Source organism: Mesorhizobium sp. M0052, from assembly GCF_040323255.1.
Lineage (GTDB): Bacteria > Pseudomonadota > Alphaproteobacteria > Rhizobiales > Rhizobiaceae > Mesorhizobium.
On sequence record NZ_JAMYUS010000030.1, the window covers coordinates 43312 to 69621 of the forward strand.

Annotated in this window: 29 protein-coding genes; 13 read left to right on the forward strand and 16 right to left on the reverse strand. The window is 63.8% G+C overall.

Annotated elements, in window-relative coordinates; genetic code table 11:
* Positions 1 to 9: 9 nt before the first annotated feature.
* From NKJ77_RS29025 to NKJ77_RS29035, 3 genes are all read right to left on the reverse strand, one after another.
* Positions 10 to 573, reverse strand: a complete 564-nt coding sequence (locus tag NKJ77_RS29025; RefSeq protein WP_352536173.1) for a TIGR02281 family clan AA aspartic protease — start codon at positions 571 to 573, stop codon at positions 10 to 12.
* A 129-nt stretch (positions 574 to 702) separates the two neighbouring features.
* The gene (gene upp / locus NKJ77_RS29030; protein ID WP_023671129.1) at positions 703 to 1332 is read right to left on the reverse strand and encodes a uracil phosphoribosyltransferase; all 630 of its coding nucleotides are present in this window, start codon (positions 1330 to 1332) and stop codon (positions 703 to 705) included.
* Between the two features lie 128 nt (positions 1333 to 1460).
* Positions 1461 to 2432: an adenosine deaminase gene (locus NKJ77_RS29035; RefSeq protein ID WP_352536160.1), complete on the reverse strand. Its 972-nt coding sequence runs from the start codon at positions 2430 to 2432 to the stop codon at positions 1461 to 1463.
* Between the two features lie 134 nt (positions 2433 to 2566).
* Between NKJ77_RS29035 and ubiE the strand changes: the two genes are divergently transcribed.
* The 3 genes from ubiE to coaBC all read left to right on the forward strand — a co-directional run bounded on the left by ubiE (position 2567) and on the right by coaBC (position 6483).
* Positions 2567 to 3343, forward strand: a complete 777-nt coding sequence (gene ubiE, locus NKJ77_RS29040) for a bifunctional demethylmenaquinone methyltransferase/2-methoxy-6-polyprenyl-1,4-benzoquinol methylase UbiE (protein ID WP_352536161.1) — start codon at positions 2567 to 2569, stop codon at positions 3341 to 3343.
* Between the two features lie 31 nt (positions 3344 to 3374).
* Positions 3375 to 4949, forward strand: coding sequence for a 2-polyprenylphenol 6-hydroxylase (gene ubiB / locus NKJ77_RS29045; protein ID WP_352498607.1), 1575 nt, complete (start codon positions 3375 to 3377; stop codon positions 4947 to 4949).
* A gap of 67 nt (positions 4950 to 5016) precedes the next feature.
* Positions 5017 to 6483 (forward strand): bifunctional phosphopantothenoylcysteine decarboxylase/phosphopantothenate--cysteine ligase CoaBC, encoded by a 1467-nt coding sequence (gene coaBC, locus NKJ77_RS29050; RefSeq protein ID WP_352536162.1) that lies wholly within the window; start codon positions 5017 to 5019, stop codon positions 6481 to 6483.
* Positions 6484 to 6603: 120 nt separating this feature from the next.
* On the opposite strand, the gene NKJ77_RS29055 is transcribed toward coaBC, so the two are convergent.
* The 8 genes from NKJ77_RS29055 to NKJ77_RS29090 all read right to left on the reverse strand — a co-directional run bounded on the left by NKJ77_RS29055 (position 6604) and on the right by NKJ77_RS29090 (position 12797).
* Positions 6604 to 8040 (reverse strand): MFS transporter, encoded by a 1437-nt coding sequence (locus tag NKJ77_RS29055; protein ID WP_352536163.1) that lies wholly within the window; start codon positions 8038 to 8040, stop codon positions 6604 to 6606.
* A 193-nt stretch (positions 8041 to 8233) separates the two neighbouring features.
* Positions 8234 to 8713 (reverse strand): DUF992 domain-containing protein, encoded by a 480-nt coding sequence (locus NKJ77_RS29060; protein WP_352536164.1) that lies wholly within the window; start codon positions 8711 to 8713, stop codon positions 8234 to 8236.
* 89 nt (positions 8714 to 8802) lie between these two features.
* Positions 8803 to 9276, reverse strand: coding sequence for a DUF992 domain-containing protein (locus NKJ77_RS29065; RefSeq protein ID WP_023671136.1), 474 nt, complete (start codon positions 9274 to 9276; stop codon positions 8803 to 8805).
* 256 nt (positions 9277 to 9532) lie between these two features.
* The gene (locus tag NKJ77_RS29070) at positions 9533 to 10387 is read right to left on the reverse strand and encodes a tetratricopeptide repeat protein (protein ID WP_023700994.1); all 855 of its coding nucleotides are present in this window, start codon (positions 10385 to 10387) and stop codon (positions 9533 to 9535) included.
* 202 nt (positions 10388 to 10589) lie between these two features.
* Positions 10590 to 10868 carry a 30S ribosomal protein S21 gene (rpsU, locus tag NKJ77_RS29075; protein ID WP_023671138.1) on the reverse strand — a complete coding sequence of 93 codons (279 nt, stop codon included), beginning with the start codon at positions 10866 to 10868 and terminating at the stop codon, positions 10590 to 10592.
* Between the two features lie 176 nt (positions 10869 to 11044).
* On the reverse strand, positions 11045 to 11431 hold the full coding sequence (locus NKJ77_RS29080) for an SET domain-containing protein (RefSeq protein ID WP_352536165.1): 387 nt from the start codon (positions 11429 to 11431) through the stop codon (positions 11045 to 11047).
* Between the two features lie 105 nt (positions 11432 to 11536).
* Complete coding sequence (locus NKJ77_RS29085) at positions 11537 to 12295, reverse strand: SDR family oxidoreductase (RefSeq protein ID WP_352536166.1); 759 nt, start codon at positions 12293 to 12295, stop codon at positions 11537 to 11539.
* Positions 12296 to 12428: 133 nt separating this feature from the next.
* Positions 12429 to 12797 (reverse strand): YrdB family protein, encoded by a 369-nt coding sequence (locus NKJ77_RS29090; protein WP_023671141.1) that lies wholly within the window; start codon positions 12795 to 12797, stop codon positions 12429 to 12431.
* A gap of 202 nt (positions 12798 to 12999) precedes the next feature.
* Here NKJ77_RS29090 and NKJ77_RS29095 point away from each other — a divergent pair, with 202 nt between their 5' ends.
* Genes NKJ77_RS29095 through NKJ77_RS29120 form a run of 6 tightly spaced genes read left to right on the forward strand, consistent with a single transcriptional unit; the run spans position 13000 to position 18849 of the window.
* Entirely contained in the window at positions 13000 to 14253 is a 1254-nt protein-coding gene (locus NKJ77_RS29095) for a sarcosine oxidase subunit beta (RefSeq protein WP_023686460.1), read from the forward strand.
* A complete protein-coding gene (locus NKJ77_RS29100) occupies positions 14253 to 14675 on the forward strand; it encodes a hypothetical protein (RefSeq protein WP_023686459.1) in 423 nt (140 codons plus the stop codon). The genes NKJ77_RS29095 and NKJ77_RS29100 overlap by 1 nt, the downstream gene beginning before the upstream one ends.
* A gap of 12 nt (positions 14676 to 14687) precedes the next feature.
* Positions 14688 to 14999 (forward strand): sarcosine oxidase subunit delta, encoded by a 312-nt coding sequence (locus NKJ77_RS29105; protein WP_352536167.1) that lies wholly within the window; start codon positions 14688 to 14690, stop codon positions 14997 to 14999.
* Positions 14996 to 17989: a sarcosine oxidase subunit alpha gene (locus NKJ77_RS29110; RefSeq protein WP_352536168.1), complete on the forward strand. Its 2994-nt coding sequence runs from the start codon at positions 14996 to 14998 to the stop codon at positions 17987 to 17989. Before NKJ77_RS29105 ends, NKJ77_RS29110 begins: the two co-directional genes overlap by 4 nt.
* Complete coding sequence (locus NKJ77_RS29115; protein WP_023686457.1) at positions 17982 to 18566, forward strand: sarcosine oxidase subunit gamma; 585 nt, start codon at positions 17982 to 17984, stop codon at positions 18564 to 18566. The genes NKJ77_RS29110 and NKJ77_RS29115 overlap by 8 nt, the downstream gene beginning before the upstream one ends.
* A gap of 52 nt (positions 18567 to 18618) precedes the next feature.
* Positions 18619 to 18849: a hypothetical protein gene (locus NKJ77_RS29120; protein WP_023691851.1), complete on the forward strand. Its 231-nt coding sequence runs from the start codon at positions 18619 to 18621 to the stop codon at positions 18847 to 18849.
* Between the two features lie 140 nt (positions 18850 to 18989).
* Here the strand turns inward: NKJ77_RS29120 and NKJ77_RS29125 are convergent, their stop codons facing one another.
* Complete coding sequence (locus NKJ77_RS29125; RefSeq protein WP_023671148.1) at positions 18990 to 19223, reverse strand: DUF680 domain-containing protein; 234 nt, start codon at positions 19221 to 19223, stop codon at positions 18990 to 18992.
* A 186-nt stretch (positions 19224 to 19409) separates the two neighbouring features.
* Positions 19410 to 20054: a TetR/AcrR family transcriptional regulator gene (locus NKJ77_RS29130; RefSeq protein WP_023671149.1), complete on the reverse strand. Its 645-nt coding sequence runs from the start codon at positions 20052 to 20054 to the stop codon at positions 19410 to 19412.
* A gap of 327 nt (positions 20055 to 20381) precedes the next feature.
* On the opposite strand from NKJ77_RS29130, the gene NKJ77_RS29135 reads away from it, so the two are divergent.
* Complete coding sequence (locus NKJ77_RS29135; RefSeq protein ID WP_023710915.1) at positions 20382 to 21002, forward strand: hypothetical protein; 621 nt, start codon at positions 20382 to 20384, stop codon at positions 21000 to 21002.
* Between the two features lie 250 nt (positions 21003 to 21252).
* Here NKJ77_RS29135 and NKJ77_RS29140 read toward each other — a convergent pair whose 3' ends face one another.
* Genes NKJ77_RS29140 through NKJ77_RS29150 form a run of 3 tightly spaced genes read right to left on the reverse strand, consistent with a single transcriptional unit; the run spans position 21253 to position 23608 of the window.
* Positions 21253 to 22284: a phosphotransferase family protein gene (locus NKJ77_RS29140; RefSeq protein ID WP_023728438.1), complete on the reverse strand. Its 1032-nt coding sequence runs from the start codon at positions 22282 to 22284 to the stop codon at positions 21253 to 21255.
* Positions 22281 to 22796 carry a MaoC family dehydratase gene (locus tag NKJ77_RS29145; RefSeq protein WP_280790513.1) on the reverse strand — a complete coding sequence of 172 codons (516 nt, stop codon included), beginning with the start codon at positions 22794 to 22796 and terminating at the stop codon, positions 22281 to 22283. Before NKJ77_RS29145 ends, NKJ77_RS29140 begins: the two co-directional genes overlap by 4 nt.
* Positions 22793 to 23608, reverse strand: a complete 816-nt coding sequence (locus NKJ77_RS29150) for an SDR family oxidoreductase (protein ID WP_023695624.1) — start codon at positions 23606 to 23608, stop codon at positions 22793 to 22795. Before NKJ77_RS29150 ends, NKJ77_RS29145 begins: the two co-directional genes overlap by 4 nt.
* Positions 23609 to 23734: 126 nt before the next feature.
* Here NKJ77_RS29150 and NKJ77_RS29155 point away from each other — a divergent pair, with 126 nt between their 5' ends.
* From NKJ77_RS29155 to NKJ77_RS29165, 3 genes are read left to right on the forward strand one after another with little or no spacing between them, the layout of a single operon-like run.
* On the forward strand, positions 23735 to 24973 hold the full coding sequence (locus NKJ77_RS29155; RefSeq protein ID WP_352536169.1) for an acyl-CoA dehydrogenase family protein: 1239 nt from the start codon (positions 23735 to 23737) through the stop codon (positions 24971 to 24973).
* A complete protein-coding gene (locus NKJ77_RS29160) occupies positions 24894 to 25178 on the forward strand; it encodes a zinc-binding dehydrogenase (RefSeq protein WP_196815079.1) in 285 nt (94 codons plus the stop codon). The genes NKJ77_RS29155 and NKJ77_RS29160 overlap by 80 nt, the downstream gene beginning before the upstream one ends.
* 11 nt (positions 25179 to 25189) lie before the next feature.
* Complete coding sequence (locus tag NKJ77_RS29165; protein ID WP_023831759.1) at positions 25190 to 26239, forward strand: zinc-binding dehydrogenase; 1050 nt, start codon at positions 25190 to 25192, stop codon at positions 26237 to 26239.
* Positions 26240 to 26310: the final 71 nt, after the last annotated feature.

A 26310-nucleotide genomic window follows, 5' to 3' on the forward strand; every position in this document is an offset into this window, starting at 1 on the left:
CGGAACGCGCTACTGCACCAGTAACAGTGTGCCGTTTTCGACCTGGTATTTTGCCAGCCGCTGCAAAAAGCTCATGCCAATGAGGTTGGTGCGCAGAGCCTTGTCGTCGAGCACTACCGCCTGGACGTTGTCGACGCTGATCTTGCCGATCTGCAGGCGATCGATGTTGACCACGGCGGCCCTGATCGCGCCATTGGCGGTGTTGACCTGCTGGTTGAAGTCCGACGGGTTGAGCGAGATGCCGATGCGGCGCGCCGTCGAGGTGTTGATGGCGACCAAAGTGGCGCCGGTGTCGATCATGCCGTCGACCTGGCGGCCGTTGAGCTTGAAGGCGGAGGTGAAATGGCCGCGCTTGTCAGCCGCCACCAATACTTTGCGCCCAGTGGGCAGCGGTGCGGCCGGCTTGCCGGGAACCGAGGCCATGTTCAGTTCGGGCTGAGGCTGCGCGGACGGCTTGCCGGCGACGGTCGACTTCAACAGGTTGTCGAGAATCTGCGGGTTCGACTGATAGACGATCGGGATCGATGCCGACGTTCCGGCGAACACGCCCAGAATGAGAAGCTTGCGCAGCATGAACGGACCTTCGTGAAGGCCCATTCTTGCCCACGTATGGTGTGTGCCGCTTTAACGCCAACCCGAAACCGCGGCTTTGCGTAAACGGGCGGTAAACGACTGGATGCCAGCTGGCCTTGCCAGCCGCCGTCATTTAGTTCCGTACATGCGGTCGCCGGCATCGCCGAGGCCGGGCATGATGTAGCCCTTCTCGTTGAGCTGGCGGTCGATGGAAGCGGTAAAGACCGGGACATCCGGATGCGCCTTGGTGAAGCGCTCGATGCCTTCTGGCGCCGCCAGCAGGCAAAGGAAACGGATGTTGGTGGCGCCGCGCTCCTTCAGCTTGTCGATGGCCGCGATGGCCGAGTTCGCGGTCGCCAGCATCGGATCGACGACGATCACCAGCCGGTCGGCGAGATCGCTCGGCGCCTTGAAGAAATATTCCACCGCCTCCAGCGTTTCGTGATCGCGGTAGAGGCCGACATGGGCGACGCGGGCCGCCGGGACCAGGTCGAGCAGGCCTTCGAGCAGGCCATTGCCGGCGCGCAGCACCGAGGCGAAGACCAGCTTCTTGCCTTCCAGCGTCGGCGCTTCCATGGTTTCCATCGGGGTTTCGATGGTCGTCGTCGTCAGTTCGAGGTTGCGGGTGACCTCGTAGCCGAGCAGCAGCGAGATCTCGCGCAGCAGCCGCCGGAAGCCGGCGGTCGACGTCTCCTTCTTGCGCATGATGGTCAGCTTGTGCTGGACAAGCGGGTGGTCGACGACGGTGACGCCCTGCATGGGTTGCTCCAGTGAATGGTGAATAGTGAATAGTGAATAGTGAGCAGGTTTGCGAGTCCCGATGGATCGATCATTGCCGTTGACAGGCCGAAGCGCCGGCAAACCAATCACCAGTCACCAGTCACCAGTCACCTCTTCGCATCGAGCCGGGCAAGCAGCGCGCTTTTCGTCTTCCTGTCGACGAAAGCCGCCTCGATCGCGGTTCGGGTGATGGCGGCCAGCGCCTTTTCGTTCATGGCGAAATGCTCGGCGGCGATGTCGTATTCGCGCTTCAGCGAAGTCCAGAAATAGGGCGGGTCGTCAGAATTCAGCGTCACCTTGCAGCCGGCTGCCTGCAGCGCAGGGAAAGGGTGATCGGCGAAACTGTCGTAGACCTTGAGCGCGATGTTGGAGCCGGGGCAGCATTCCAGCACGATGCCCTCATCGGCGATGCGCCGCACCAGATCGGGGTTTTCGATGGCGCGCACGCCATGGCCGATGCGCGACGGGCGGATATGGTCGAGTGCGGCCTGCACCGTCTCCCATCCGGTCAGCTCGCCGGCATGGATGGTGATGCCGAGGCCGGCTTCGCGGGCGATCTCGAAGGCCCTGACATAATCCTCCATCTCGCCCATGCGCTCGTCGCCGGCGACGCCGAAGCCGGTGACCAGCGGATTTCCGCAGCGCGCCGCAAAGCGCGCCGCCTGCTCGATCGACTCGACGCCGACATGGCGTACGCCGGTGACGATCATGCGGCCCTCGATGCCGGTCTTGGCTTTGGCGCGCAGCATGCCTTCGCCGAGCGCATCGGTATAGGCCTTGGGCGACAGGCCGGCCCTGACGGCATGGTCGGGCGAGGTGAAGACCTCGGAATAGATGGCGCCGTCGCGGGCAAGGCTGGTCAGATAATGGTCGGCGAGGCGGGCATAATCCTCCTCGGTGCGGAACAGGTCGGCGGAAAAATCATAAGCCGCCAGGAACGAGGTGAAATCATGCCAGACGAACGAGCCGTTCTGGATATAAAGCGAGGTGTCCTTGCCGTATTTCTGCGCCTGGCGGACGACGAGTTCGGGCGCCGCTGCCCCCTCGATGTGGCAGTGCAGTTCCGCTTTCAAAGGCATGCAGTTATCCCGTCTCATCAGTCCAGGCCGTAAAGCCCACCACCTGGAAGCGCGGCCGAACACCGCGCCTTAAACAATAGCGCCCGCACCATCGATCGGCTATGGTCCCGCCGGTTTTATGACGGATCAAAATAATGTCAGTTGAGAGAACCACGGCCGCGGGCGGCATGGAAACCTCCTATGGTTTCAAGAAGGTAGGGCCAGGCGACAAGCAGCCTCTGGTCAATGAGGTTTTCCACAAGGTGGCGAAGCGCTACGACCTGATGAACGACCTGATGTCGGCCGGGCTGCACCGGCTGTGGAAGGATGCCATGGTGACATGGCTCAATCCGCCGAAACGTCCGGGCTGGAAAGTGCTCGACGTGGCCGGCGGCACCGGCGACATCGCCTTCCGCATCGTCGACGCCAGCCATGGCAACGCGCATGCCACGGTGCTCGACATCAACGGCTCGATGCTCAGTGTCGGCCGTGACCGCGCGGAGAAAAAGGGCCTGTCCGGCAACACCGATTTCGTCGAGGCCAATGCCGAGGAACTGCCTTTCACCGATAGCACCTTCGACGCCTACACCATCGCATTCGGCATCCGCAACGTGCCGCGCATCGATGTCGCGCTGACGGAAGCCTTTCGCGTGCTGAAGCCCGGCGGACGGTTCCTGTGCCTGGAGTTTTCCGAGGTCGAGATGCCGCTGCTGGACAAGGTCTACGAAGCCTGGTCGTTCAACGCCATTCCGCAGATCGGCAAGATGGTGACGGGCGAGGGCGAACCCTATTCCTACCTGGTCGAATCGATCCGCAAATTTCCCAATCAGCAGAACTTTGCTGCCATGATCACCCGCGCGGGCTTCGAGCGCGTGTCGTTCCGCAACTATTCCGGCGGCATTGCCGCCCTGCATTCGGGCTGGAAGCTTTGAGGCACCACAGTTTGCAGCAGCAGGGTAGGCGATGAGCAGCGTCGGCGCCGCCTTTCGGCTCGCACGGGCCGGCTGGGTGCTGGTTCGCGAAGGCGTGATCGCAGCATTGCCGGGCGACGAACTCGGCGGCCTGCCGAAATTCGGCTGGCGCATGGCCCGGCTCTTCACCCGCCGCCGCGCACTCGCTTATGAGCGCAGCGACCGGCTGGCCAAGGCGGTGGTCCGGCTCGGACCCTCCTACGTCAAGCTCGGCCAGTTCTTGGCGACGCGGCCCGATGTCGTCGGCAACGACATGGCGCTCGACCTCGCCATGCTGCAGGACAAGATGCACACTTTTTCGCAGGCGGAAGCGGTGGCGGCGATCGAGGGCTCGCTCGGGCGCAAGATCGGCGAACTCTATACGCAGTTCGGCGGGCCGGTCGCGGCGGCCTCCATCGCCCAGGTCCATCCCGCGCAGGCCATGCATGACGGTGTCGATACCAAGGTGGCGGTGAAGGTGATCCGGCCTGGCGTGCGCCGCCGCTTCTTTCAGGATCTCGAAAGCTATTTCCTCGCCGCCCGGCTGCAGGAGAAATACATCCCGTCGTCGCGCCGGCTGCGGCCGGTCGAGGTGACCGAGACGCTGGCGCAGACCACCAAGATCGAGATGGATCTTCGCCTCGAGGCGGCCGCACTTTCGGAACTGGGCGAAAACACCAAGGACGATCCGGGCTTCCGCGTGCCGTCGGTCGACTGGGAGCGCACCGGGCGCGATGTGCTGACCATGGAATGGGTCGACGGCGTCAAGATGAACGACATCGCCGGCCTCGCTGCGGCGGGGCACGATCTGAAGGCGATCGCCACCAACCTGATCCAGTCGTTCCTGCGTCACACGCTGCGGGACGGCTTCTTCCATGCCGACATGCATCCAGGCAATCTGTTCGTCGAGGCCAATGGCAATATCGTCGCCGTCGATCTCGGCATTGCCGGACGGCTCGGCAAGAAGGAGCGCCGGTTCCTCGCCGAAATCCTCTACGGCTTCATCACCCGCGACTATTTGCGCGTCGCCGAGGTGCATTTCGAGGCCGGCTACGTGCCGCGCCAGCACAATGTCGCGGCTTTCGCGCAGGCGATCCGCGCCATCGGCGAGCCGATCCACGGCCAGCCGGCCGAGACCATTTCGATGGCCAAGCTTTTGACGCTGCTCTTCGAGGTCACCGAACTGTTCGATATGGCCACGCGGTCGGAACTGATCCTGTTGCAGAAGACCATGGTGGTGGTGGAGGGCGTCGCGCGTACGCTCGACCCGGCCTTCAACATGTGGAAGACGGCCGAGCCGGTGGTCGGCCAGTGGATCGCCGGCAATCTCGGGCCGAGCGGCCTGCTGATGGACGCGCGCGACGGCGCCAAGGCGCTGCTGGCGCTGGCCCGCCAGGCGCCCGATCTTGCCGCCCGCACCGAACGGCTGTCGCGCGAGATCGATTTTATGGCCGAACACGGCCTGCGCTTCGACGAAGCGACATCGCGCGCCATCGGCAAGGCCGAAGCGCACTACTCCCGCTCCGGCCGGATGGCGCTGTGGGTCATCGCGCTGACGCTGGTTTACATCGCGTGGAAGCTGCTCTGATCGCTTGCAACGCTAGCAATTATGGTGCTAGCGTTGCAGTCGCGGTATTGATGTCACGGAGCAAGTCATGGGCACCATTACTGTCCGCAATCTAGCTGACGACGTGAAGCAGAAATTGCGTGAGCGCGCTGCGGCGCGCGGGGTGTCGATGGAGGAAGAGGCGCGTGATGCGCTTGCCAAAAGCGTGCTGTCGGCGGAAGCCGGCATGCCCGAGAGCGAAACCCTCTATGCAACAATCCGCCGCTTGGTTGAGCCTCATGGAGGTTTTGACATCGATCTGCCCCAGCGTGGTCAATCCACAAAAACGCACAAAACCCTCGACGGCAAGCGCATCCTGCTGATCATCGGCGGCGGCATCGCCGCCTACAAGGCGCTGGACCTGATCCGCCGGCTGCGCGAGCGCGGTGCGGCGGTGCGCGTCGTGATGACATCGGCGGCGCAGGAGTTCGTCACCACGCTTTCGGTCGGCGCGCTTTCGGCCGACCATGTCTTCACCGAACTGTTCGACCGCAATGACGAGCACGATGTCGGCCATATCCGCCTGTCGCGCGAGGCCGACCTTCTGGTGGTGGCGCCAGCCACTGCCGATCTGATGGCCAAGCTCGCCAACGGCCATGCCAACGATCTGGCCTCGACGGTGCTGCTCGCCACCGACAAGAAGGTGCTGATGGCGCCGGCGATGAACCCGAAAATGTGGTCGCATGCCGCGACGAGCCGCAACCGGGCGACGCTCGCCAAGGATGGCATCGCCTTCGTCGGCCCGGCCAAGGGCGAGATGGCGGAAAGCAACGAGGCGGGCGAGGGCCGCATGGCCGAGCCGCTGGAGATCGTGGCAGTGATCGAGGCACTGCTCGACAGCAGGCCGAAGCCGCTGGCCGGCCGCAGGATCATCGTCACCTCGGGGCCGACGCATGAGCCGATCGACCCGGTGCGCTACATCGCCAACCGCTCTTCGGGCAAGCAGGGCCATGCGATTGCGGCAGCGCTGGCGAGACTGGGCGCGGATGTACGCCTGGTCTCCGGTCCGGTCGGCATTGCCGATCCGGCCGGCGTTGTGACGACACATGTCGAGACCGCGGCCGAGATGAAAGCGGCCGTCGAACAGTTGTTGCCGGCGGACGCCGCGGTCTTCGTAGCTGCCGTCGCCGACTGGCGCACCGCTGGCACGGCCGGCGAGAAGATCAAGAAGGTGGCGGGCCAGGGCCCACCGGCGCTGCAAATGGTCGAAAACCCCGACATTCTCGCCGGCGTCGGTCATCACGGGCAACGGCCGGGGCTGGTTGTCGGCTTCGCCGCCGAGACGCAGGACCTGATTGCGAATGCCGAGGCCAAGCTGAAGAAGAAGGGCGCCGATTTCATTGTCGCCAACGATGTCTCGCATGAAAGCGGCGTCGGCCCCACCGGCGTCATGGGCGGCGACCGCAACAAGGTGCGCATCGTCTCGAAGGACGGTGTCGAGGAATGGCCTGAGATGGGCAAGGACGAGGTGGCGGCGCGGCTCGCCGCGCTCATCGCCGAGCGTTTGCAAGCCTGAGCGGCCGCTGGTTCCGCAATCGGGCAGGCCATGGTCTTGCAAGCAGCCTTGTGGCCGAGGGCATTTGACGCCGACAGCGCCGGCGGAATGCTGTCGCCAAATTCTCGATCGGCCGTGCCCTCAGCCTGGCGCCAGTTGCGGCCGGCGTGCCTCCAAAGCCATCTTCAACGCCGCCAGGCAACCGACAATGCCGAGTGGCACGAAGGCCAGGTACAGCCAGCCGGCGACGTGCGCTGCTGCCTCGCGGTTCAGTCCGTCCGAAAAGCCGCTGGCATTGGCGATGATGCCGGCCATGGCGGCGCCCACGGCGTAGCCGATGCGCTGCATGGTCGGCACGGCGGCCGAGGCGATCGTCTGCTCGCCGTCGCGGGCCGAGGCGACGATGATGCGGGTCAGGAAGGGCCATGACACGCCGAAGCCACCGCCTTGCAACAAAGCGCAGAGCAGGATCACCGGGATCGAGCCGGCGGGGATGGCATAGGCGAAACCGGCGAGGCCGGCTGCAATCATCAGCGCGCCGATGACGAGGATCTGCCGTTCGCGCTGCAGCGGCGCATTGGCGACGGCGATCGACAGGATTGACCAGGCGATCGATTCGGCGGCGATGATGTAGCCTGTGGTCAGGATCTGGATGCCGTGCAGCGTGGTAAGCAGAAGCGGCCCGTAGATGGAAAAAGAGACTGTCGCCACCGAGAAGGCGGCAACCATGCTCATGCCGCTGCCGACCGGCGAGCGCCATGAGAACAGGCCCGACGGGAACAGTCGCGATTGCGGCTTCATGGCGTCGACGAAAACGAACAGCGCCAGGCCGGCGAGGCCGAGGACCAGCAGCAGCGACGATCGAAGCAAGGCGACGTCGACGCCTGCGGTGGCGATCAGCACGACGGCGATGGCGAGGCAGCCAAGGGCTGCATAGGGGAAGGGCGGCGAGGTGCCGGCGGCGGCTTGCGGCTTCGTCGCTTCCGGCGTGTTCAGGACGATGAAGCTTGCCGATGCCATGGCGATGCCACCCAGCACGAAGACGCCGAAGGCCCAGCGCCAGGACAGGAGCTCGACCATGATCGCGCCGAGCATCGGGCCGCTGAACGCGGCGACGCCCCAGATCGCCGACATTATGCCGAACAGCTGTGGCCAGATGTTGCGGTTAAACAGCCGCTCGACCGAGACGAAGGCCAGCGACACCAGCGCACCGCCGCCGAGCCCCTCGACAAGACGGCCGCCAAGAAACACCGGCATGGACGGCGCGGTGGCGCAGATCAGGGCGCCCACGGCATAGAGCAGGGCGGCGACCGTGACGTTGGAGCGTAGAGCGGCATAGCTGACCAGCCGCCCGGCCGCTGCGCCGGCGACAATGGCGCCGAGCTCGTAGACGGCCAGCGACCAGCCGACGAACTGCACACCGGCGAGGTCCCCGACCATGGCCGGCATGACCGTCGCCACCATCGTCTCGTTGGTGGCGTGCAGCAGGATGCCGAGGCTGATGAAGCAGAAGCGCGCGAGGTCGCCGCTTGCCCACAATGCCTGCCAGTCGACCTTGTTGCTGGTGATTTCAGTCATTCTTTTACCCTGCCTTTGCATATCTCGATGCCGGCGCATGGCGCCAGAAGCCAGTCGGGCTTACCAGCGGGGCCATGCGCGCTGTTTCAGTCAGGCGAGTTGTAAAACCTCAAGCGCAGTTGAGCTCAAGTGGCTTTTTGTCGAAGTGCAGACGGGCGAGATTGGCCGGAAGCCTCTCCGCTTGATGCGCTGGTCAGTTCTCAATGCTGCGCAGCTGAAACTGGCTGGCGCCGATCGCAATGTTGATACCGGTCTGCGTCTGCAGGCTGAGCGGCTGCAGGGTGAAGGCCTGCGAGGAGCCGCCGACCAGGAGATTGGCGCCGGCGCCGACCGCCGCGGTCACTTCGGCGCTGGCGCCGATATAGTCGCCGGCCAGCGCGCCGGGCGCATAGATGTTCCTCAGCGGCGTCAGCACCAGCCATTGCATGACGGTCTGCTTGGTGGTGCCGATGTCGAGCCCGTATTTGTTGACGGCGCCGAAATAGGCTTCCGGCGAAAAGCTCTTGTCGGCCGGCGTGAAGGTGCAGCTCAGATCCTTGCTGGAGCCGAAAACGAAGCCGGTGCCGCCGCCGATGGCGCAATCGAGCACACCGAGTTCGATGCCCTGGTCTTGCGCTTGGGCCTGGGCGGTACAGATGATGGTGATAGCGGCGGCGATGGCTGGTTTCAGCACGGCGGATCCCCCAAAAAGCATACGGCGCGAAACAGTAACCTGTTCCGCGCCGCGCGTAGAGGGATCAGTCGATCCTTATTTGCCGATGCTTATTTGAACGAGTGGATCAGCTCCAGGGAGGTCACGGCGACCGCTACATTGACGCCGGTCTGCGCCTGGACGCTGAGCGGCTCCAGCACAAAGGCGCCGTCGAGCCCGCCGACCAGCAGATTGGCGCCGCCGCCGGTCACTACGCTCGCCTCGGCGTTGACGCCGTAATAATGGCCGGCAAGGTCGCCCTCGTCATGGCCGCGGGTGGCGGCCAGAACCGCCCACACCAGCTGGCCCTGATGCGTCTGGCCGAGATCGACGCCGAGCTTGGAGATCATCCCCGTGTATTTCTCGGACGGCCCATGGTGATAAGGGCGGAACGTGCAGTCGACGCCCTTGTTCGACGTGATGACGTAACCGACGCCGCCGTCGATGGTGCAATCGAGCGTGCCGAGCTGAAGCTTGCCGGCGCTGGCGGGAACGGCAAGCAGCGTCGTGGCAAGTGCCGCGGCACAGATGATTTTCTTGATCATGGGTCAGTCCTTTCGAAAATGCCTTCAACAACGGTTGAATGGCCCGGAGCGTTCCGCTGAAAACTTGGCGCGATCAAGGCAGGGGTTAACGCTTTGCCCCCGGTGGTTAAGATTGGGTGATAGTGGGGTTTTCTGGATACGCATCCCTAGCGGAAGCGCTCTGCGCTTTCCGCGGAGAAACCGCTCACGCGGCGCACTGCATCAGGAATGGAACGTTGTTATAAAAGGCCGCCGATGGCGGCGCGCCGGCTGCATCTCAGCCGGCGGTGGCGCCCGATGTGCGCGACAGGCCGTCCTTGGCCGGCTGGTAGGTCGGGTCGAGATGGACGGCTTCGCGGTAGGCCTTCGAGGCCTTGACCTTGTCGCCGCGGCGCTCGTAGATCAGCGCCTGGTTGGACCAGGCTTCGGCGTTCTTGCCGTCGAGCTTGATGGCCATGTTGAAGTCGGAGAAGGCGTTGTCCTCGTCATTCATGGCGAGATAGGAGAGGCCGCGGCCGTTGTAGGGTTCGGCGGCGTCCGGCGCCAGCGAGATGGCGGTCGAGAAATCCTCGATGGCAAACTTGTGCTGGCCCTGGCTTTGATAGATCAGGCCGCGATTGTGGTAGGCGCGGGCATCCGTGGTGTCGAGCTGGATCGCCTTCTGGAAATCGTTGAAGGCCTGCTGGGTCTGGCCTGCCTTGCGATAAAGGTTGCCGCGGCCGATATAGGCGGCGTCATAATTTGCATTGATCTGGATCGAGCGGTTGTAGTCGGCAAGGGCGGCCGCCTGGTTGCCGAGGAAGCGCTGGATCAGCGCCCGGTTCGAATAGGCCTGGTAGAAATTCGGGTTGAGCTGGATGGCGGTGTCGAAATCCTTCAGCGCCGCCTGATACTGGCCGCCACGGCCATAGGCCGAGCCGCGCACATTGTAGCCTTCCGGATCCTGCGGATTGCGCTGGATCACCGCCGACAGCGAGGAGATGTTCTCGCTCGAGCCTTGCGCCTTGTCGATGTTGTTGAATTCGCCGGTCGGAACGCTCTGGCAACTGGCAAGCACCAGGCCGGACATCAGGGCTGCCGCCAGGGCCAAACCGCGCATTGTGGTTCTGCGCTCTACGCCGATTGCGTTCATGTCTGCCCTGTCCTCACTTCAGCCGCGCCGTCCAGGTCCCCCTCCGGGCCGGGTCACAGATTGTCGTAACAAAATCTAGAACGCCGTTTGCGCGTTCAAGGAACGGCCTCCAACAGAATGGCGGCGCTCCAAACAAAAAGGTGGCGGCGATTCCGCATCGCGCCACCTCAGAGTATCCTTCGAAAAGGACGAAAAATTGGCGTCAGAACCGCGGCGGACGCGGAGCACCACCAGGACCACCGGCGGCGCCGGCAGCAACCGGGCGGGGCGTCATCGGCAGCAGGCCTTCGCGCTGGGCGCGCTTGCGCGCCAGCTTGCGGGCGCGGCGAACGGCTTCGGCCTTTTCACGGGCGCGCTTCTCGGAAGGCTTCTCGTAATGGCCGCGCATCTTCATTTCGCGGAAAATGCCTTCGCGCTGCATCTTCTTCTTGAGAGCGCGAAGCGCCTGATCAACGTTATTGTCGCGGACGAGTACCTGCACGGGCAATCCTGTCTTTCGGGTTTGATATCAACAGGCAAGTGGCCATAGCCACATGCCTCCGCGGCGCTTTACACCACGAATTGTGGCGGCTGATAGCAGAATCAGGCCGCGCTGTCCACACTGGAAATGAAGGACAACCGCCAATTTGCCACGGCAGGCCCGAGATAGGGCGCCAACTAGGCGCTGGCCAGATGGAGCCGTGCGAAATCCTCGAAGAATTCGCCGTAATCGCAGGTAATTTCCTCACCGGCTGATATATCTCGGGTGGCGGTGGCGCCGCCATATTGCGAAAAATCCGTGTTCGGCCGCTCGGCGTGGTTCATGAAGCGGCCATTGTCGACTTCGTAGACCATGAAGCCGGGACGGTCGGGGCTCGGATAGGCATAGCGATCGAGCAATTCCTTGAGGTGCGGCGGCGCCGCCTCGTATTTGTCCATCGGGATCAGCCGGTCGAAATCCGGATCGAGCCGCCAGATCGAGGCGCCCTTGCTGATCGGCTCGGCGGCGAACACGCCGACGCCTTCGATTGCGCTCTGGGCGACATAGGTCCTGATAAGCAGCATGTCCGTCCTCCTCACCCGAAACCGAATCGCCAAATCGCGTGGAAAAAGCAAGTCCGGTTTCGGGTTCTATGGCTGATCGGCGCGGGCGATGATCCGCGAAATGCTTCACGTCCGGGTGATCGAGACGCCGCCATCGGCAAACAGCGCCGATCCTGTGGTGAAGCTCGACGCATCCGATGCCAGGAAGAGCGCAGCGCGGGCGATCTCTTCAGGCACAGCGACACGTTTCAAGGCATGCAGGTTTTCCACGAAAGCGCGTGATTCCGGCGTCTTGAATGTTGCCGACGGCGTGTCGGTGCCACCCGGCATCAGCGCGTTGACCCGCACGCCCCTGGGGCCGTATTCGGCGGCCAGCACCTGCGTCAGGCCGATCAGTCCGGCCTTGCTCGCGGCATAGCTGGTCATGCCCGGCATGCCGACTGTGTGACCGACGAAGGTCGAGGTGAAGATCAGCGATCCGCCGCCGCGTTCGACCATCGCCGGCACCTGGTATTTCGCGCCGAGAAAGGCGCTGGTCAGATTGGCGTCGAGCGTCTCGCGCCATCCGTCCAGCGACAGTTCCGAAATCGGACCCATCGTTCCGACGGAGCCGACATTGTTGAAGGCGATATCGAGCCCGCCGAATTTTTCGACGGCGAGATCGACGAGGGCTTTTGCATAGGCTTCGTCGCGGACATCGCCGGCAAGCGCGACTGCCGTGCCGTCGGCGTCCTCGATTTCGACGACCAGCGCATCGAGTTCGGCCTGGCGGCGGGCGGCGATGACGACCCTGGAGCCTTCTTCGGCGAAGAGTTTTGCGGTGGCGCGGCCGATGCCGGAACTGGCGCCGGTGACGATCGCTATTTTATTGGTGAGTGCGAACATTTTTTACATCCTTTCATCGCGCCGGCTGTGCCGGCAACCGGGATGTTGATCGCAGTTCGGGACGGTGCTAGCCACCCGATACGTGCTCGACTTGCTGAATGGCTTCGCAGCGGCACAAGCGCCGCGCGCCGGACTATTGCTTCAGCAGCCAGCCGAGGCGGTCGAGCGAAAATGCGTAGCTGATGGCGATGAGCAGCGTGATGACAACGCCCGTGGTCGTGTGACCGGCGGCATAGAATCCGGCTGCACCGCCAAACAGGATGGCCAGTTCAAGCACCAGCCTGACTGCGCCTGGTACAGGAACCGGCGCGCGTCCGGACCGGCTCGGATCGCCGCGCACCGCGAAGGTTCCCCACAGCGCAGCTGCAATGAACGGCAAGGCCAAGGCGAAGAGCCAGCGCCACCATCCGCCGGAGAGGCTCCAGCCGGCAAAGCCGAGGCCAAGCAAGGCGGCAAGTTCCAGCAGGAAACGCAACGTCAGATTCCACCAGGCGTTGCCCATATTCGTCCTCCAGAGTCTCGCGATCGCCAGTGTGTCCGAACGCAGCCATGCCTGCCAGCCCGGGCAGGTCTTTTCCACCGCGGCGCAAAACGGCAAGCGCCGTCGCAAACAGCGCAAGGGTGGAAGCGCCGTTTCGCTAGTGATACACCTCGCGCGCCGGGGCTGCGTAAAATACCCCACCGCCATTTGCGAGGCTGGAACGTTGAAAAAATATTCGGTATTCGCCATCGCCCGCGAGGCCATGCGCGGCCACAAGGGCTGGGAGGAACAATGGTCCTCGCCGGAACCGAAGAAGGAATATGACGTCATCATCGTCGGCGCCGGCGGTCATGGCCTGGCCACCGCCTACTATCTCGCCACCGTGCACGGCATCACCAATGTCGCGGTGCTGGAAAAGGGCTGGCTAGGCGGCGGCAACACCGGGCGCAACACCACCATCATCCGCTCCAACTATCTCTATGACGAGAGCGCCGGCATTTACGACCATGCGCTGAAGCTGTGGGATGGGCTCTCCCAGGAACTCAACTACAACGTCATGTATTCGGCGCGCGGCGTCATGATGCTGGCGCACAATGTGCACGACATCCAGGTGCTGAAGCGCCATGTCCATGCCAACCGTCTCAACGGCATCGACAATGAATGGCTGACGCCCGAGCAGGCGAAGGAATTCTGCCCGCCGCTCAACATTTCCAGGCAGGCGCGCTATCCCGTTGTCGGCGCCGCCTTGCAGCGGCGAGGCGGCACGGCGCGTCACGATGCGGTGGCCTGGGGCTATGCGCGCGGCGCTTCGGCGCGCGGCGTGCACATCATCCAGAATTGCGAGGTCACCGGCGTCAAGCGGGCGGCCAATGGCGCGGTCATGGGCGTCGACACGACGCGCGGCTTCATCGGCGCCAAGAAGGTCGGTGTGGTGGCTGCAGGCCATTCCTCGGTGATCATGAACATGGCCGGCGTGCGCATGCCGCTGGAAAGCTATCCGCTGCAGGCGCTGGTGTCGGAGCCGGTCAAGCCGGTGGTGCCTTGCGTGGTGATGTCGAACACGGTGCACGCCTACATCTCGCAGTCCGACAAGGGCGAACTGGTGATCGGCGCCGGTACCGACCAGTATGTCTCCTATTCGCAGACCGGCGGCCTGCACATTTTGCAGCATACGCTGGACGCCATCTGCGAGATGTTCCCGATCTTCACCCGCATGAAGATGCTGCGCTCGTGGGGCGGCATCGTCGACGTGACGCCCGACCGTTCGCCGATCCTGGCCAAGACGCCGGTATCAGGCCTCTATGTCAATTGCGGCTGGGGCACGGGCGGCTTCAAGGCAACGCCCGGCTCAGGCCATGTCTTTGCCCACACGATTGCCAAGGACGATCCGCATCCGATCAACGCGCCCTTCACCATCGAGCGCTTCCGCACCGGGCGCCTCATCGACGAGGCAGCAGCGGCGGCGGTGGCGCACTGATGATGGTGGAACTGGCTGTAGCGGTGCCGCTGGTGCTGGCGGGGGAGCAGGACCTGTTCCATTTTCCGTCACCGGACGAGGTGCGGACGCAGCCGATCAGCCGCGCCGGCAACGAAGCCAATTGGCCGTTTTCGATCGACGCCGGCATTCTGGCATGCGTGTGGAGCGGTGGCCAGAAGGTGGTCATCTTCATGGAGAACAGGCCCTCCGATCTCGGCGAGGACGACACATTCGATGCGCGCAGCGTCATCGTAACGACCGATCCGTTTCAGCTCACGATCGGCAACATGGCGTATCGCGAGCTGTTTCGCCCCGCCGCAAGTGTAGAGGAGCGCATTCGGCTCGTCGCGCCTTTTGCGGCGATGGGCCAGAGGCTTTGCAACCAACCGGCCGGCGCGCATGTCGGCCACGGCGAATTGTAGGAACGAACGATAATGCTTCTCATCCGCTGCCCCTATTGCGAGGAAGAGCGCCCGGAGCTCGAGTTCCGTAACGCCGGCGAGGCGCATATTGCGCGTTCGGCCAACATGGCGGGCGAGAGCGACGACGACTTCGAAAAGTTCTTCTTCATCCGCTCGAACCCCAAGGGCATCATCCATGAGCGCTGGCGCCACATCCATGGCTGCGCGCGTTTCTTCAACGCGGTGCGCGACACCGTCACCGACAAGTTCGTCATGACTTACAAAGCCGGCGAGCCGAAACCGTCCAAGCTGCCCAAAAACTCCAACGAAATGGCTTCCAAATGAGCGGCGCGTTCCGCATTCCGAGCGCCGGCCGTCTCAGCCAGGCCAAGACCGCGCGGTTCTCTTTCGACGGCCAGTCTTACACCGGCATCGAAGGCGACACGCTGGCCTCGGCGCTGCTTGCCAATGGCGTGCATCTGGTGGGACGTTCGTTCAAGTATCACCGTCCGCGCGGCTTCCTGTCGGCCGGAGCGGAAGAGCCAAATGCGCTGGTCGAGGTCAAGCGCGACGCGGCACGCAAGGCGCCCAACATCCGCGCCACGGTGCAGGAGCTCTATGACGGGCTCGTCGCCAACTCGCAAAACCGCTGGCCGTCGCTCGCCTTCGACGTCGGCGCGGTCAACGATCTGGCATCGCCGCTGTTTTCGGCCGGTTTCTACTACAAGACCTTCATGTGGCCGAAGGCGGCCTGGAAGAGTCTCTACGAGCCGAAGATCCGCGCCGCGGCGGGTCTCGGCGTTTCGCCCGACAAGCCAGATCCCGACCATTATTCCTCGCGCTATGCGCATTGCGACGTGCTGGTGCTGGGCGGCGGTGCGGCCGGCATCGCGGCAGCGCTTGCCGCTGCCGAAACCGGCGCGCGTGTCATCCTCGTCGACGAGCAGGCCGGCTTCGGCGGCAGCCTGCGTTTCGAGAGCGGCGCCAGGATAGACGGCCATGACGGCTTTGGCTGGGCGCAAGCAGCGGTAGCCAAGCTTGCCGCCATGGACAATGTCCGTGTGCTCTCGCGCACGACGGCGTTCGGCTATTACGCGCAGAATTTCGTCGGCCTGGTCGAGCGGGTCAGCGACCATCTGCAAAACCCCGGCCACGATTTGCCGCGCGAGCGCCTATGGCAGGTACGCGCCAAGCGCGTGGTGCTGGCGACCGGCGCCATCGAACGCCATATGGTGTTTGCCGACAATGACCGGCCCGGCATCATGCTGGCCTCGGCGGCGCGGACTTATCTCAACCAGTACGGTGTCGCGGTCGGCAAAAATGTCGGCGTCTACACCGCCAATGACTCGGCCTACTCCGCCGCGATCGACCTGAAGAAGGCCGGCGTCAACGTGGCGGCGATCGTTGACCTGCGCGACCATCCGACCGGACCTGTGATCGACGAGGCGAGGGCGCTCGGGATCGAGGTCAATTTCGGCCGCGCGGTGATCCGCGCCGGCGGCAAGTTGCGCGTGACCTCGATGACGGTGCAGCCGAAGAATGGGGGCGGCGAGCGCACCATTCCGGTCGACGCCATCCTGATGTCGGCCGGCTGGACGCCGTCGGTGCATTTGTTCTCACAGTCGCGCGGCAAGGTCGCCTTCAATGACGAGACCAAGCGCTTCGTGCCGGGCATCTATGCGCAGGACTGCGTTTCGGTCGGCGCCTGCAACGGTACGGATGGGCTCTCGGCGTCGATCGACGAAGCCTATGCGGCCGGCGCCAAGGCGGCGAAGGATGCGGGCGGCAAAGTGGCCAAGGGCGTTAAGCCGAAGGTCGACGCGTCGGAAAGCTGGTCGCGCGGCATGCTGGGCGCGGCGCCCGGCGCCGGGCCGGACAAGACGGTCAAGGCCTTCGTCGATTTCCAGAACGACGTCACCGCCAAGGACATCCGCCAGGCGGTGCATGAAGGCATGCGCTCGATCGAGCACGTCAAGCGCTTCACCACCAACGGCATGGCGACCGACCAGGGCAAGACCTCCAACATGCACGGCCTGGCGATTGCCGCCGAGACGCTGGGCAAGCCGATCCCCGAGGTCGGGCTGACCACGTTCCGCGCGCCCTATACGCCTGTTACTTTCGGCGCGATCGTCAGCCATTCGCGCGGTCCGCTGTTCGACCCGACACGCAAGACCGCGATCCATCCCTGGGCCGAAGCGCAAGGCGCCGTGTTCGAAGATGTCGGCCAGTGGAAGCGCGCCTGGTATTTCCCCAAACCCGGCGAGGACATGCACAAGGCGGTCGACCGCGAATGCGTCGCTGTGCGCAGCAATGCCGGCCTGTTCGATGCCTCGACGCTGGGCAAGATCGAAGTGGTCGGACCGGATGCGGCCAGGTTCATGGAACTGCTCTACACCAATCCATGGGAGAAGCTTGAGCCCGGCCGCTGCCGCTATGGCATCATGCTGCGCGAGGACGGCTTCATCTATGATGACGGCGTCGTCGGCCGACTGGCGCCGGATCGTTTCCATGTGACGACGACAACCGGCGGCGCGCCGCGCGTCATGAACCACATGGAGGATTATCTCCAGACCGAGTTCCCGCATCTGAACGTCTGGCTGACCTCGATCACCGAACAGTGGGCGGTCATCGCCGTGCAGGGGCCGAAGTCGCGCGACATCATCGCGCCGCTGGTCGAAGGCATCGACATGTCGGACGAGGCGCTGCCGCATATGTCGGTGCGCGAAGGCAAGATCTGCGGCGTGCCGACCAGGCTGTTTCGCATGTCGTTCACCGGCGAGCGCGGTTTTGAAGTCAACGTGCCGGCCGATCACGGCCAGGCCGTCTGGGAAGCGCTGTGGGCCGAAGGCCAAAAGCATGGCGCCGCCGCTTACGGCACCGAGGCGATGCACGTGCTGCGCGCCGAAAAGGGCTACATCATCGTCGGCCAGGACACGGACGGCACGGTGACGCCGAACGATGCCGGGCTCGACTGGGCGGTCGGCAAGAAGAAGACCGACTTCGTCGGCATCCGCGGCCTGACGCGGCCCGATCTGGTCGCCAAGGGCCGCAAGCAACTGGTCGGCTTGAAGACCAAGGACCCGAAAGTGGTGCTTGAGGAAGGCGCGCAGATCGTCGCCGACCCGAAGCAGGCGATCCCGATGAAGATGATCGGTCACGTCACATCCAGCTACTGGTCGGAAAATTGCGGTCGCTCGATCGCGCTGGCGCTGGTTGCCGGCGGCCGCGACCGGATGGGCGACACGCTCTATGTGCCGATGCCGAACGGGGTGATCGAAGTCGAGGTTACCGGCATGGTGTTCTTCGACGAGACGGGAGGGCGCCTCAATGGCTAAGGCTGCTGCAAAGAAGACGGCCCCAGCTGCAGCGCCGTCGGTCGAGCGCCGCCCGGCCCTGGCTGGACGCGTCGTTTCCGCAACGGATGTCAAGGTCGAGGTGCTGCCGCCGGCGGAGCGCATGTCGCTGCGCGCGCCGGAGGCTTCCGTCGCGGCGCTGTCGAAGGCGCTCGGCCTGACCTTGCCGAAGCAGCCGAAGACCTCGGCGGCCAAGGGTGGCCGCACGGCGCTGTGGCTCGGACCGGACGAATGGTTTGTGATCGACGAAGCCGGCAAGGATCCGCTTGCCGACTGCGCCAAGGTGACCGCATTGCATTCGGCGGTCGGCATCTCGCACCGCAACGTCGCCTTCGCCGTCACCGGCCCGGCGGCTGCCGCCGCGATCAATGCAGGCTGCCCGCAGGATTTGTCGCTCGAGGCTTTTCCGGTGGGCGCGGCGTCGCGCACCATTCTCGGCAAGTGCGAAATCCTGCTGTTGCGCACGGCAGCCGACGCTTTCCGGGTCGAGTGCTGGCGTTCCTTCTCGGACTATGTCTTTACTTTCCTGTCGGAAGCAGCCAGCGACGCGGCGGCGTAGGAACGTTTGACGGGTCAAGCCGTTCTGCTTCCCTCATCAGGGAGAACATACGATGCCGTCGAAAGCGCCGCCGAAGTCAGCTGGCAAGACGTCCGCCGTGCGCTCACTCGAACACGAGCAGCATCACGAGGTGACTGCCGAAGAAGAGGAACTCGAGGAAGGCCTCGAGGACACGTTTCCGGCCAGCGATCCGGTGTCGATCACCTCGACCGCCATCCCAGGCGCGCCGGCAAGACCCGGCAAGGCCAAGACGGTGCCGGGTCGCAAACCGCGCAAGAAATAACCCGTTCGGCTACGCCAGGTTTGAACTCAGGAAAAGCCGGCTTGCGCTGAGGAAATGGGGGCGCTGAGGAAAAAACGGGCGGCCGGGATTATCCTGCCGCCCTTAAATTAATCGTTGTGCTGTGGTCGAGCCCGATCAACTTAGAACGTGCTCGGCACGATCCATGGGTTGATCTCGATGCCGAGACGCGGGCTCTTGGCCTTGACGTCGGACTTTTCGACCGAGCCGGTCACGGCGCAATCGAGCTTGGCATTGGTCGTGGTGTCGACGCAGGTGGCGGCGGGGGCCTGCTTGGTCGAGTGTGTGTTGTTGGCGGCGAAAGCCGAGCCGGAGAGAGCCAGCACGGTGGCGAGAGCGAGAAGGGTCTTGTTCATGTCTGTCTCCATCGGTTAAATTCTTTTCGTACATGTACGATACAACGTACACATACGCCCACCGAGATGGGTTTTCAAGTCGAAAAGCGTACGCGTACGACAAATTTTTTTGAATGCCGAAAATTGCGGCGCACTGACACAGCCGAAGCTGTCAGGCCGGACGTTGAATTGGAGGGGCGGGGATGCTCAGCAGTCGACCGGGGTCTCGGTCAGCGGCGGCACATTCTGAGTGCTGAGCGTGGCGAGTGTGAAATCGCACATCCGCGTCACGAAAGCCTGCGGATCCCCGAAGGGGTAGAACGGGAACGTGATCAAAAGCGAGATGGTGCCGTGGCCGACTGCCCAAAGCATGGTGGCGATGGCGCGCGGATCGCCCTGCAGCTTGCCTGCAGCAACGCAGGCCTCGACCCTGGATATCAGCGCTTTCATCGCCGGGTTGGCCTCTTCCATGTCCTCATAGCTTCTGCCTTCCGGCAGCTTGGTCTTTTCGGTCATGAACACGGTGCGGTATTCGTTGGGGTTGCCGAGCCCGAAGGCGGCATATTCGGTCATCACCGCACGCAAGGCCTCGATCGGATCGTCGGAAGGATGCTCCTCGATGCGGCGGGCAAGTGTTTCGAAGGCATCCTCGGCCAGCGCAAACAGGATGTCTTGCTTGTCGGCGAAGTAGGAATAGACCGACATCGGAGCATAGCCGACCCGCTTGGCCAACTTGCGGATGGTCAGGCCTTCATAGCCCTCTTCCTTGACGAGCTTGTGGGCTGCGTCGAGCAGTTCGGAACGCAGTTCGGCCTTTTGTTTCTCGCGGCGTTTCTGAACGCTCAGTGGCAAGATCCGGTGCCTTTGGTTGGTTGTGCATGACTGAATATATACGCTGTACGGAAACGGGCAAGGGCGCTGTCAGGGACATCAAAAAGCGACCTCAAGCTTTCTCTCGAATAGTCGTGCCCGTCTGGTCCATTTCGCCGGCATCTATGTCACAGCATGTGTAACCTGGGCGCACGCAGGCAACATCGGACTGTTACAAACAAAGCCTATTTGGCGGCTCTGCAAGAAATTTCGGTTTTCGGGGCCTCTATGGCTGCGATAGAGCTTTCGTCCGGGCTGCCGGGCGCACATCCACTTTCTCATGGCGCAAGGCTGGCGCTCAGGCGAGTCGTGATAGTCGCATGGCTGGCGATCGCAATCGGCTTCGCCATGGAAGCGCTTATTCTGACTGCCGGATTTGCGGCAGGTTCGCACCCGGCCCCGACCCAGGTTCTGATAGACTTGGCGCAAGGCGTGACCTGGTCATTCTTCGTCTGCGCCGGCGTCAGCCTCGGCACGGCGATCACCAAGGTGCGAGCCTCGCTTGGCGGCCTTATCGCCATGATCTCGGGGCCGCTGGCCATGGGCATCGCCAAAGGTACGCAAAAGGTGATGGTGAGCGCGCTTGATGTATCGGCAAAGCCCGTGATCCTGTCGCTCACCACGCTCGGTATGTTGCGGGCGATCGAGTATGGCTTGCTGGGCTGGATGCTGGCTTCGCTGGCATCCAAGGAAAAACCTCGCTCGCTGCATTTCATGCTGGCGGGTGCCTTGGCCGGCGCGGTGTTCGGCGGCGGGATCACGGCGCTGACGATCGAGACCGCCGCAGCCAAGGACATTGCGCTGGCATTGCCGCAGGCTGTCGCCACCGGCCTCATTGAGATCGTGTTTCCGATCGGATGCTCGCTGGTCGTCTACATCGCCCTGCAAGTCAGCCGGCACATGAAGTTCATTTCCAGCGATGCGCGCTAGAGCCGGATGATTTCAGGTCGAATTGACCTGAATCTGAATCCGGCTCTAAATCAAATAGATAGAGCATGATGTCGTCCGAAAACCGCTTCACACTTTTCGGCATCATGCTCTGTCTACAGACGGTGATCGGTTTGCGTCCTGTTTCCAGGCCGGTTGCCACCGCCTCCGTGTGGGCTTGCTCCCCGGTCGGGGAACGGAACTGATCCGATCTGTCATCAAATCGCGCCGACCACACTATCTCATTGTCTACTCAGGTTCGGTCGATCAGCTTGGCGGCAAGGTGCGACAGCAGCTTCACCGCTTCGCCATAGGTCCTGGCCTTTTCGGGATTGGAGGCGTTGCCGTCGAGCGCCCGTTTGTAGACGCCCTGACAGATGGCCGCCAAGCGGAAGAAGGAGAAGGCGAGGAAGAAGCTCCAATTGTCGATGCCGCCCAGCCCGCGCCGCCGGCAATAGGCGGCGACGTACGCGTCCTCGGAAGGAAGGCCGAGGGCGGCGCGGTCGACGCCGCCAAGACCGCGAAAGCCCGAGGCGTGCGGCAGGCGCCATTGCATGCATTGATAGGCGATGTCGGCGAAGGGATCGCCGAGTGTCGACAGTTCCCAGTCGAGCACGGCCAGCACTTTCGGCTCATTGTGCGCGAAGATCATGTTGTCCAGCCGGTAGTCGCCATGCACGAGAGATTTTCGGCCGTCATCGGCCGGAATATGCGTCTCCAGCCACGCGATCAGCAGGTCCATGTCGGCGACCGTGCCGGTCTCCGAGGCGCGGTACTGGCTGGTCCAGCGTGCCAGCTGGCGTTCGAAGTAATTGCCGGGTTTGCCGAAATCGCCGAGCCCGACCGCCTCGACATCGACGTCGTGCAGGGCGGCCAGGGTGGCGTTCATGGCATCGTAGAGGGCGGCGCGCTCATCGTTGCCAGCGGCCTCCGGCACTGCCGGATCCCAGAAGATGCGGCCGTCGAGAAAATCCATGACGTAGAACATGCGGCCGATCGGCGTCGCCTCCGCCGACAGATGCAGCATCGCCGGCACCGGCACGGCGGTGCCGGCCAGCGCCTTCATGACCGTGAATTCGCGGTCGACCTGATGCGCCGATTTCAGCAACTGGCCCGGCGGCTTGGCGCGCAGGACATAGCGGCCGCTGGCCGCGGTCAGCAGATAGGTCGGGTTCGACTGGCCGGATTTGAATTTTTCGATTGCGGAAAGCCGTGCAAAACCAGGGATGTGCGCCTCGAGGTAAGGGGCTAGCGCTGTCTGGTCGAGCGTATTGGCGTCGCTCATGCGGTCTCCGGCTCACGCTCGATCAGCGTCAGCGTCAGCCAGCGCGCGGTCAGCGCCGGCTTCTTCGAGCCTTCGATCTCGATGGTCACGTCATGCGCCGTCTGCACCCAGCCCGACGGCCTGACCTTGACGTCGGCCAGCACGAAGCGGGTGCGGATGCGCGCGCCGGTCTTCACCGGCGCCAGGAAGCGCAGCGAATCGAAACCGTGGTTGACGCCCATCTTGCCCTTTTCCAGCGGCGGCATGGTCTCGAAGGTCATCGCCGAGAGCAGCGACAACGACAGGAAGCCATGCGCGATGGTGCCGCCGAACGGCGTCTCGTTTTTGGCCCGCTCGGGGTCGCAATGGATGAACTGGTGGTCGTCGGTGGCGTCGGCGAACTGGTCGATCATGGTCTGTGTGACCTCGCGCCATGGCGAGACGCCGACTTCCTTGCCGACGCTGGCCAGAAGCACATCGAGACTGATCGGTTCCACTGCGGTGTCCTCCCCTTGCCGCCGACCGCGGCTCATTCCTTGAACAGTGTCAGCCCATGCTGCACCGACTGCCCGCCGTCGATCGGCAGGATGGCGCCGGTGACATAGGAGCCGGCGCGGCTGCACAAATAGAGCGTTGCGCCGCCGATGTCATCCGCCACGCCGATACGTCCGATCGGCACATGGCTGCCGACATGTCTGGCCTTTTCTTCGGTGCCGGTGGCAAAGGCGGTCATCCGGCTCTGGAAGGGGCCGGGCGCGAAGGCGTTGACGGTGATGCGCCGCGCCGCGAGCTCGATCGCCAGCGTGCGCGTCAGGTGGTGAACGGCGCCTTTGGACGCGGTATAGGAATAGGCGTCGTCGGCCAGCGGCTGCGTGCCCATCACCGAGCCCAGATTGATGACGCGGGCCGGATCGGCATCGCTCGCGGCGGCTTCCAGCAGCGGCAGCAATTCGCGCGTCAGATGGAAGACGGCGGTGACGTTGACGGCGAACACCTTGGCCCAGCCGCTATAGGGAAAATCCTCCAGGGAGGCACCCCAGGATATGCCGGCATTGTTGACCAGAATGTGCAGCTTCTCGGTGCGCGCCTTGACCTCGCTGACCAGCGCGGCAATGCCGGCTTCGCTCGAGACGTCACCGGCGAAACCTTCGGCACTGCCGGAGCCGCCGAGCCCGTTCAACTCAGCGGCGACCTTGATGCAATCCTTGCCCTTGCGCGAGGCGATCATCACGGTAGCGCCGGCCTGGACCAAAGCGGTCGCAACCATGCGGCCGATGCCGGTCGCGGCTCCCGTTACCAGCGCGGTCTTACCCGCGACTGAGAACAGTTCTTCCAGATAGCTCATCGCAATTCCTCCGCGCCTTTCTGCTCACGGTCCGGGGCGAAAGGGCTCGCGTTGACAAGGCTAACCGAAGTACGGTCATCCTTGCCACGGGTAAAGTGCCTGGATGCGTGAAAGGGTTGGAGACCGATGGCGGACATCAATCTCGGCATGACCGAGCGGCTGAAGCCGATCCACGCCCGCGTCGCCGCTATGGTGCGCGACGAGATCATGCCGCTCGATCATGAGTTTTTGAGCGAGGTCGGCAAGGGCGGCGACCGCTGGGTCTATACCGCGCGGCAGACCGAAATCCTCGAAGGGTTGAAGAAAACGGCCAAGGATCGCGGCCTGTGGAATTTCTGGCTGACCGGCTCCGAGCGCGGCTATGGGCTGTCAACCGTCGAATATGCCTATCTGGCCGAGGAGATGGGCAAGGCGCATCTCGGCGCGGAGACCTTCAATTGCTCAGCGCCCGACACCGGCAATATGGAGGTGCTGGAGCGCTATGGCTCGGAGGACCACAAGCAGGCATGGCTGGCGCCGCTGCTCGAGGGGAAAATCCGCTCGGCCTATCTGATGACGGAGCCGGATGTCGCCTCCTCCGACGCCACCAACATCGCCATGCGCTGCGAAAAGCAAGGCGGCGACTATGTACTCAACGGCGAGAAATGGTGGGCGTCGGGGGCCGGGGACCCGCGCTGCGCCATCTACATTGTCATGGTTCGCACCGGCGAAGCCGAGACGCAGCACCGCCGCCATTCGATGATCCTGGTGCCGTCCGGCACCAAGGGCGTGACCAAGCTGCGGCCGATGCAGGTCTATGGCGACGACGACGCGCCGCATGGCCACATGCATCTTCGCTTCGACAATGTCAGGGTGCCGGCCGGAAACCTGATCCTCGGCGAGGGCAGGGGGTTCGAGATCGCCCAGGGGCGGCTTGGCCCCGGCCGCATCCACCATTGCATGCGCGCCATCGGCCAGGCCGAAATGGCGCTGGAGCTGCTGTGCCAGCGCTCGGTGCGCCGCGAGGCCTTCGGCCAGCCATTGGCCAAGCTCGGCGCCAATTTCGATATCATCGCGGAGTGCCGCATGGAGATCGAGATGGCGCGGCTGCTCTGCCTCAAGGCGGCGTGGATGATCGACCAGGGCGATGTGCGCGCAGCCGCGCCCTGGATCAGCCAGATCAAGGTCATCGCACCGCGCGTCGCGCTCAAGGTCACCGACGAGGCGGTGCAGATGTTCGGGGCGCAAGGCATCAGCCAGGACACGCCGCTGGCGCGCTCGTGGACGCATTTGCGAACCCTGCGCCTTGCCGACGGGCCGGACGCGGTGCACCGCCGGCAGGTGGCGCGTACGGAGCTCAGGAAATACACGCAGGAAAAGGTCTGAGCGGATGAAGGCCATTATCGCCCGCGATTTCGCGCCGCTCGGCCAGCTCGTCCATGCCGACAATCTGAAGGAACTGGTCGGCTGGCATCTCGCCGGCAAGGTTTGGCCGGTCATCGAAGGCACTTATCCGCTGGCCGATGCCGCCGCCGTGCTGACGCGCGTGCTTGGCCGTGGCGCATCCGGCAAGCTCATCCTCAAACGTTAAGGAGCCCCGCCATGCCGATACCTTCAGACATGAGAGCACTGCTGCTGATCGGCGACGGCTACACCAGGACGCCCTCCGGCAGCGTGCTGGAGGCGATGGAGCCGTATCTCAAGGTTGGCAGCATTGGCGTGCCGACGCCCGGACCGAGCCAGGTGCTGATCAAGGTCAGCCTCGCCTCGATCAACCCGTCCGACGTCATGTTCATCAAGGGCCAGTACGGTCAGCCGCGCGCCAAGGGCCAGCCGGCCGGCTTCGAGGGTGTCGGCACGGTCGTTGCCAGCGGCGACGAGCCCTATGCGAAAAGCCTGATCGGCAAGCGCATCGCCTTCACCACAGGCGTCACCAATTGGGGCGCGTGGGCGGACTATGCAGTTGCCGAAGCCGCCGGCTGCATTCCGCTGCTCGACACGGTCCGCGACGAGGATGGCGCGGCGATGATCGTCAACCCGCTCACGGCGCTCGCCATGTTCGACATCGTCAAGGAGACGGGCGAAAAAGCCTTCATCATGACCGCCGGCGCCAGCCAGCTTTGCAAGCTGATCGCGGGTCTCGCCAAGGAGGCTGGGTTCCGGCCGATCGTCACCGTGCGCCGCGACGAGCAGATTCCGCTGTTGAAGGAGATCGGGGCTGCCCATGTGCTCAACGAGAAGGCGCCGGATTTCAAGGCAGCACTACGCGATGTGGTCAAGGCCGAGCAGCCGCGCATCTTCCTCGATGCCGTGACCGGGCCGCTGGCCTCGGCGATCTTCGACGCCATGCCGAAGCGCTCGCGCTGGATCATCTATGGACGGCTCGATCTGGACACCACTGTCATCCGTGAGCCCGGCCAGATGATCTTCCAACACAAGCACATTGAAGGCTTCTGGCTGGTCGAATGGATGCGCCAGTTCCGCGACAAGCGCGGCCCGGCGATCATGGAAGCACAGAAGCGCTTTTCGGATGGGCGCTGGTCAACCGACGTGACGGCGGTGCTACCGCTGGATGAGGCGATGGCGAAGGCCCCGGCGGAGCTGGCCAAGCCGAACGGGAAGGTGTTTATTAGGCCGTTGTCCAGCCGATAGATGGGTAACACTTTGAACCGGATACATAGGTGACACTTCTCTCCCCCTATGCGTCCGCCGCAGCGCCAAGC